Source organism: Actinotignum sp. usb-actsch-213 (genome assembly GCF_059085665.1).
On sequence record NZ_JBHNSQ010000051.1, the window covers coordinates 18,725 to 27,097 of the forward strand.

General features: G+C 59.7%; 4 protein-coding genes and 1 tRNA gene. 4 read left to right on the forward strand and 1 reads right to left on the reverse strand.

Going from position 1 to position 8,373, the window contains the following annotated elements; translation table 11 throughout:
• Positions 1 to 162 precede the first annotated feature (162 nt).
• The 3 genes from AC5RK6_RS06170 to AC5RK6_RS06180 all read left to right on the forward strand — a co-directional run bounded on the left by AC5RK6_RS06170 (position 163) and on the right by AC5RK6_RS06180 (position 6,357).
• A complete protein-coding gene (locus tag AC5RK6_RS06170) occupies positions 163 to 1,299 on the forward strand; it encodes a YlbL family protein (protein ID WP_320757353.1) in 1,137 nt (378 codons plus the stop codon).
• A 138-nt stretch (positions 1,300 to 1,437) separates the two neighbouring features.
• Positions 1,438 to 4,518: a UPF0182 family membrane protein gene (locus tag AC5RK6_RS06175; protein WP_320757352.1), complete on the forward strand. Its 3,081-nt coding sequence runs from the start codon at positions 1,438 to 1,440 to the stop codon at positions 4,516 to 4,518.
• 402 nt (positions 4,519 to 4,920) lie between these two features.
• On the forward strand, positions 4,921 to 6,357 hold the full coding sequence (locus AC5RK6_RS06180) for a Na+/H+ antiporter family protein (RefSeq protein ID WP_320757351.1): 1,437 nt from the start codon (positions 4,921 to 4,923) through the stop codon (positions 6,355 to 6,357).
• Positions 6,358 to 6,746: 389 nt separating this feature from the next.
• Here AC5RK6_RS06180 and AC5RK6_RS06185 read toward each other — a convergent pair.
• A tRNA-Met gene (locus AC5RK6_RS06185) sits at positions 6,747 to 6,820 on the reverse strand.
• A gap of 182 nt (positions 6,821 to 7,002) precedes the next feature.
• Here AC5RK6_RS06185 and AC5RK6_RS06190 point away from each other — a divergent pair.
• Entirely contained in the window at positions 7,003 to 7,878 is an 876-nt protein-coding gene (locus AC5RK6_RS06190) for a LysR family transcriptional regulator (protein ID WP_320757350.1), read from the forward strand.
• Positions 7,879 to 8,373 lie beyond the last annotated feature (495 nt).

The following is an 8,373-nucleotide window of genomic DNA, read 5'->3' on the forward strand; positions in this document are numbered from 1 at the left end:
GAGGTCCACCACTAAGCCTAAAACACCGCGGGCCCGCGCGGGTAGGCGCCTCCGCCCCTGGCACAGGAGCCGGGCCGTTGCACTACCGAGGCCGTGTGTGAGCGGCGGACCACGTGAGCAACGGTAGGACTGCGCTGCCCGATCAGGCATGATGGAGAGGTGATGAAAAAACGTGGTCAGGTAGGTAGTCCCCGTTCCGCGCGCCGCGGTGCCCATCCCGCGCGCCGCAGCGGTTTTGTGTTTGCGAGTCTGGCGGTCCTTACCCTCCTGCTGCCGGGTGCCTACACGGTGGAAATGGCCGGTCCGGCTCTTGATGTGACCGGGGAGGTAGCCGGTACCCGACTGGTCAGCGTGGAGGGTGTGCCTACCTATCCCACCGATACCCAGCTGTATATGACCACGGTGTCCGCGGCGGGGAACCCCGAGGCGGGAACCCTGGGCGCCCACGCCCTGTGGGCGCTGGTCGATCAGGAATCCCAGCTACTGCCGGTGCGCCTGCTCTACCCGCCCACGCTTTCCAGCGCGGAAGACGATGCCCGCAATGCCGAACTTATGAATAATTCCCAAACCGTCGCGGCCGGAGTTGCTTTGGAAAAGGCCGGCCACCACGTCACCATGAAGCTGCGGGTGGTGGACATTCCGGAAGGCTCCCCGGCGGCCGGTCAGCTTGAAGCAGACGATATTATTACCGGCATTGCTGCCCCGGGCACCGCACCCACCACCGTCTCCACTTTCGGGGAACTTTCGAAAGTCCTGCACGCTACCGAACCGGGGAGCACCGTCACGGTTTCCTACCAGCGCGGCAGCGAAGCCGGCACCACAACAATTATTACCGCGCCCTTCCCGCCGGATGAAACCGGCTGGATCCACCCCGGCTCCCTGCTGGGAGTGTCCCTCGCTGTTGAGGACGTGCAGCTCCCGGCCACCGTCACCTACGCGGTGGAAGGCATCGGCGGGCCCTCGGCCGGCCTCATATTCGCGCTGGGCATGTACGACGAACTCACCCCCGGCTCCCTGGGCGGCAGTGCCGTTATTGCCGGCACCGGCACCCTCGCTTTCAACGGGGAGGTGGGGCCCATCGGCGGAATCCAGCACAAGATCGTGGGGGCGCGCGAGCGGGGCGCCACCGATTTCCTCGCCCCGGCCGCGAATTGCGGGGAAACAATCGGGTACGAACCGGAAGGCTTACGTATCTGGGCGGTCCGGAATTTTGACGACGCCGCAGCTGCCGTCCGGGACATCGGCGCGGGGCGTACCCCGAAACTCCCCACCTGCCAGGATATGGCTGCGGGCCGGTAGGTGCGTGTTCGCGGGCGGCGTCGTCGTACCAAAAAACCGTTGACGCACGCGCGATTCTCAGCTTTTTCCGCTATGTTTGATAGGGAATAGTGATGGCCGGGCGCACCCCTGCGCCGCGGAAGAAGTTGAGGATTTCGTTTGAGTACAACCGCACATCCCCGTTTGAGGCGGGAGACGCCGGGAGCTTTTTGGTGGACACTGGGTGTTCTCGCCATTCTGCTCGTGGCGCTCGTCGTCGGATCGGGCGTTTACACCGACGTTAAATGGTACGAACAAATCGGCGCGGCTCGCGTGTTCTGGACCCAATGGGGCTGGACCATCGCGCTGGGCACCATCGGCACCCTCCTGGTTGCCATCGTGCTGTGGCTGAATTTCCGCCTCGCGCGCACAAAAGATGAGGGCATCCAGGCCCCCAGCGTCGCGGGCTACCGCAAGGCGGCGGAAAAGTACCGCTGGGCCACCAACCTGGGCCTGCCGCTGCTCGCCGGCCTGATTTTCGGCGCGCCGCTGGCGGGTGAATGGCGCACTTACCTCATGTGGATTTTCCGCACACCTTTCGGGGATACGGATCCGCAGTTCGGGCGCGATGTGGCCTTCTACGTCTTCACGCTCCCGGTGTTGCAATCAGCGTTGAGCTTCGCGATTACCCTGCTGGTGATCGGGGCGATTGGTGCGGTGCTGGGCCATTACCTCTACGGCGGGGTCACGTTGGATTCGGGCAAGGTGCGGGTACGCAACCGGGCTCGGGTGCATTTCTCCGTGCTGGGGCTGCTGGCCTTTATCCTGGTGGCTGCCTACTTCTGGTTGAGTCGCTACACCCTGCTGCTGTCCAATAATGATCGTTTCTCCGGGGCGTCCTATACGGATATTAACGCTAAGCTTCCCGGGCTCACGATCCTCGCGATCACCTTCCTGGCCATCGCGGTGCTTTTCGTGATTTCGGCGCTGCGCGGTTCCTGGCGGATTATTACCGCCGGGCTGGTGGTGGCCCTGGTCACCGGGGCCACGGTGGGCTGGGCCTGGCCGGCACTGGTGGAGCGCTTCCGGGTCACCCCGAATGCTATCGAGATGGAAACACCGTATATTGACCGCAATATTTCGGCCACCCTCAAGGCATACGGCCTGGATAACGTGGAGACCATTCCCTATAACGCCCGCACCGATGCGGAAGCCGGGCAGCTGCGCAATGACGCGGAATCCACCGCGCAAATCCGCCTCCTCGACCCGAATATTGTGTCCCCCACCTTCAACCAGATGCAGCAGAACCGCCAGTACTACGGTTTCGCCTCCCAGCTGGCGGTGGATCGCTACAACCTCAATAAGACGGACCGGGATACCGTGATCGCGGTGCGAGAACTCAACCTGGACGGCCTGGGGCCGGATCAGCGCAACTGGGTGAATGACCATACGGTCTACACCCACGGCTACGGCGTGGTGGCTGCCTACGGCAATACCACTTCCGCCTCCGGCGCCCCGCAATTCCTCCAGTACGGCATCCCTTCCCAAGGTGAGCTGGGTGAATACGAGCCGCGCGTCTACTTCGGGCAGAACAGCCCCGAATACTCCATTGTTGGCGCCCCGGAAGGAACCGCGCCCTGGGAAATTGACTATCCCTCCGATGCTGCGGAAGGCTCGCAGGTTCTCAATACCTATACCGGCGACGGCGGCCCCTCGGTCGGGAACTTCTTTGACAAACTCATGTTTGCCATCAAATTCCGCTCCACCGATATTTTCTTCTCCGATCGTGTGACTTCCGAATCGCAGATTCTTTTCAACCGCGACCCGCACGAGCGGGTGCGCAAGGTGGCCCCCTACCTCACGCTTGATTCCAAGGCTTACCCGGCCGTGGTGGATATGGATGGGGATCCGGTTACTCCTAAGCGCCTCGTGTGGATTATCGACGGGTACACCACCTCGAATAACTACCCCTATTCGGCGCGGGAATCCCTGGCGGCGGCCACCACGGACGCCCTCAACTCGCGCGGCATGTACGGGGCGGCCTCCGGCCAAGACGTCAATTACATCCGTAACTCTGTCAAGACGGTTGTGGATGCCTATGACGGTTCGGTTTCCCTCTACAAGTGGGATGAGAAAGACCCGATCCTGCGGGCCTGGGAGTCGATCTTCCCGGGCATGGTGCAGCCGATGGACAAGATGTCCGGTGATCTCATGGCGCATGTGCGCTACCCGGAGGATCTGTTCAAGACCCAGCGCTCGCTGCTGACGCGCTACCACGTCAAGGATCCTGCCTCCTTCTACTCCGGTGGTGACTTCTGGAATGTTCCGAACGAACCGGCGGTGGATACCGCTGGGGCTAGCGGGATCGCCGCGGCGCAAACCGATAGCAAGCAGCCGCCCTACTACCTGACGTTGCAGATGCCGGGCCAGGATTCTGCGGAATTCTCCCTATCCACGGGCTATATCCCGGGCGGGCAGACGGACCGCAATATTATGACAGGTTTCTTCGCGGTGGATTCCAACGCGGGATCCACGCCGGGGGAGAAACGCGAGGGCTACGGCAAGTTGCGGCTCCTCGAGCTGCCACGTGACCTCACGGTACCCGGCCCGGGCCAGGCGCAGAACAACTTCCTTTCCGACCAGAATGTTTCCCGCGCGCTCAACCTGCTGCGTTCGGGCGGTACCACGGTGCGGATGGGTAACCTGCTCACGCTCCCGGTGGGCGGGGGCATGCTCTACGTGCAGCCGGTTTATGTGCAGGCTTCGCAGGGCACCACCTACCCACTCATGCAGTACGTGCTCACTGCTTTCGGTGATGGGAATATCGGATTCGCGCCCACCCTGGAAGAGGCTCTCAACCAGACTTTCGGGGGTGATTCGGGTGCCCAGGCCGGGGACGCCGGATTGCAGAACGTCAAGGAAGATATTTCCGCCGGTGATGGCAAGGCGCCCGCGGCGGGCACGCCTGGTACTACCCCGGGCGCCGCGCCTACTCCCGGTACGACGACGCCCACCCAACCCGCGCCCCAGCAGCCCAGCGCTGCACCGGGTGCCGCGGCTCCCGCTCCGGCTCCGGCCGCGGGTGGCACCCCGCAGGAGCGTTTGGATGCCGCGCTGCAGAGCATGAAGCAGGCGGTGGGTCAGGCAGATAGCGCGATGAAGAGCGGGGATTGGGCGGCCTACGGGCAGGCCCAGAAGAACCTGCAGACCGCGCTGGATCAGGCCATCGCAGCTCAGAAGGAGCTGGAAGGAGCTAAGTAAGTCCGCTTAGGGCATCCCGGTAGCTGGGCAGGGCCTGACCCTGCGGCGGGACTGATCCTGCGGCGGGACTGATCCTGCGGCGGGACTGATCCTGCGGCGGGACTGATCCCGGCCATGCTCCTCTCACGTGGCGGCCACCCGAGAACGGGTGGCCGTCATTGGCGTCTCCGGGAGCGGGAGCCGGGTGGAAGGGCTAGCCGCCCGAGTGGTTATTCATGGGTTGAGCTGGGCTATTGCTGCGCGGCGTCGTCGATAAAAATACGGTACGCGGGCAACGGAGCCGCAGCGAAACGACACCAGGGCGGTCGCGGCACGCGGCCAGTAGTGCAAGTAATAATAGAAAAGCCGCGCATTTATGGATACTTATCCAGCGGGCGCCCCAGTCTGGGTATATTCAGCTTTATGAATGCTGTTGTGGTGGCTGTTTGTTTGATGCTCCTCCTCGCGGTACTTCGTGTGCACGTGGTACTGGCTCTGTTTATCGGCGCGCTCGCCGGTGGTTTACTCAGCGGGATGGGCCTGGAAGGGACCATGGTGGCCTTCCAGGAAGGCCTGGGCGCCGGGGCGAAAATTGCGCTCTCCTACGCGCTGCTCGGTGCTTTCGCGATGGCGGTGGCCTATTCCGGGCTTCCGAATCTGCTGGCGCAGTGGATGCTCGGCCATCTGCGCAGTTCTGACGGGAGGGGCGCTCGCAAGCGTGCCTTTACCCGCTGGGCCATGCTAGCCGGGATCTGCGCGATGGCGGTGATGAGCCAGAACCTCATCCCGGTGCATATTGCTTTTATTCCGCTGCTTATCCCACCGCTCCTGGTGGTTATGAATAATCTGCGTCTGGATAGGCGGGCGGTGGCGTGTGCACTCACGTTCGGATTGGTGACCACGTACATGTTCCTCCCTATCGGTTTCGGGAAGATCTTCCTGACCGATATTCTGCTGGGGAATATCGCGAAGGCCGGGATGGACGTGAGCGGTATTAACGTGATGAGCGCGATGGCGATTCCGGCGGCGGGTATGGTGGTCGGTCTGCTGCTCGCGGTATTCGTGACGTATCGTAAGCCGCGCGAGTATCGGGACGTGGCCGTAGATGCGAGTGCCGCGGGTGCTGCGGGTGCTAGTGCGAGCGGCGCGGGTGCTGCGGGTGCTCGTGCGAACGGCGCGGGTGATGCGAGCGGCGCGGGTGCTAGTGCGACCCCGGCTATTTCTCGCTACCGCATCGTGGTCTCATTGGTGGCGATTCTGGTGTGCTTCGGGATCCAGCTGGTTCTCAATGCGGTGGACTCGGATGCTGATGCGCTGCTGGTGGGTGCGCTGGTGGGTCTGTGCGTTTTCATTTTTTCGCGCGCCATCAAGCTGCACGAGGCCGACGATGTCTTCACCGGCGGCATGAAAATGATGGCTCTTATCGGCTTTATTATGATTAGCGCCCAGGGCTTCGCGAATGTGATGAGCGAGAGCGGGCAGATCGAACCGCTTGTGAACGCTACCGCGGCGATGTTCGGGAGTAATAAGGCGATGGCTTCGCTGGCCATGCTACTTGTTGGCCTGTTGGTGACGATGGGGATTGGTTCATCTTTCTCCACGCTTCCGATTATTGCGGCGATCTACGTGCCCCTGTGTGTCACGTTGGGTTTCTCCCCGCTGGCCACCGTTTCGATTATCGGCACGGCCGGTGCGCTGGGAGATGCTGGTTCGCCTGCCTCGGATTCCACCTTAGGGCCGACGGCGGGGCTCAATGCGGACGGCCAGCATGACCATATCCGCGACTCGGTTATCCCCACCTTTATCCATTTCAATATCCCGCTGCTTATCGCAGGGTGGATTGCTTCGCTGGTGCTGTAGCAGGTGAGGCGAGGCCAGCAGCGTGCCCATGATTCCCACTCGTTACAGGAGTAACAGCAGTCCCGGCGGGGTGGGGGTTCTTTTTCCGAGCTGTACTTCGCATGTACAACATGTGAAGTACAGCTTTGAAAAATATACCCGTCCTCCCGCCGGTCGGGATGCTCAGCGTTTAGATGCGCTTGGGTATACAGGCCGTAAGCACGAGGATGGTACGAGATACCGGAGGTTCTTACCGCCTTCCTGGCATATCAGGAGTCATAAGGAACTTCGGACGTAGCCGGTTTCCTAGAGATTTTAGGGGAACTCGTAGATAAGTAAATGTGCGTTCGCTGGGGGGGTATGACAAGAGCGCCTGACCGGTGTTCTACCTGGTCAGGCACTCTCTTTCGTGGCGGGGAGAGGATTTGAACCTCTGACCTCCGGGTTATGAGCCCGGCGAGCTACCGAACTGCTCCACCCCGCGGCGACTGTTCTACTATACACGTCCACCCTTTATGATGCAAGTATGATCCTCGTCTCTGTGAGGTGAGTGTGCTGTTGGTGTGAAAATTTATTCGAGATGTTAGGTGTCTAGCGCGGATTTCACGAAATTCAGTAGTATAAGTAAACTAACTAAAGTCAAGATATGCACATACTGATGGAGGTGTGGTGAAGCTGCAGCATCTGGAGGCCTTTGTCGTGGTCGCGAGGGTCGGATCAATTAAAGAAGCTGCCGTTGAACTGAACTGCAGTCAGCCCTCGGTTACGAAGCAGATTCGCGAATTAGAAAAGACACTGGGGCAAGAGCTCCTCGACCGGTCTGGACGCGGAATACGGCTTACTCCTGTAGGGGTGCTGTTTGCGGGCAGGGCCCGAGAGATTCTTAGTCTGTCTCAGCGTACGGTCGAAGAATTCAGCATGTTACACGGCGATATTGGTGGGCATGTGGTCGTGGGTACCGTTGAAAGTGCGGCCGTTATGGATGTTGCTCACGCGATTAAACGAGTGCGGGATAAGCATCCTGGCGTTGGTGTAACACTACGTAGGATACGTAGAGAGACCATTTTGCAAAAACTTGCGAGTAACGCGTTGTCTTTTGCTGTCGCTCCAGATTCCTGGGATCTAGCAGGGTATGAGCGGCTTTCCTTGCCAACGGCAGATCGATGGGGGATTCTGGTTCCTGCTGCGTCTTCTCTTGCCGCTAAGGAAAGCGTGACTGTAGAAGATCTTGAAGGCCTTCCGCTCATTTGTCCGGATGATAGTGTGGGTCATCGACTGTTGGCTCGTTGGTTGGACGACCATGGCGATCAATGCCAAATTATTTATGACGTCGTCTACCATGCACCACAATTAGTTGACGCCGGGGTTGGTTATGCCATCATCAATGACTGCTCGGCCGGCCGGTGTTCACCGCTCGGTTTAGTATTCGTTCCGTTAGCCCCATTGACCCGCTCGCGTACGAGCCTGGTATGGGATCCGAGTCGCGCACTAACCCGCGTGGAACTTGCGTTCTTGGAAGAGGTTCGCGGGATCGGTGCCTAGGTAAGGTGGTAGTTCGTGCGCAACCATGAAAGTCCGCGACCATCGATATTTAATAGAATATACATTAATTATGCAAATGGGGCAGTTTCTATCCCGTGGTTGAAATATAGTTAAATGTCGATGTGGAGTGTATGTGGAGCTTGGGTGGATAGTTATTTGCGTCATATTTTGCTGGGAAATTTCTTGCGGAAGACCTTTAAATAGGTAGAAAGCCCTCCCTCCTTGCGGGGGTATTAGGGTGAAACGCCAGGTCAGAATCGTAATCGTGCGATTAATAAAATCTCATTAAATCCAAAAATTGCAATTTATAGTTATGTTACGATTCTGAATGATTTAGCTGGTGTGGCGCGTTACTTATTGTGTTTTGGTGATGCTCAGGCGCATCTCTTTCACATAATTCACCTAAGTGGCGATATGCGCACCCGCAAGTCATCCGATTATCTACCAATGGAGAAAAGATGTCTCACTACACGGGGGCGCCCAAATCGGCACCCG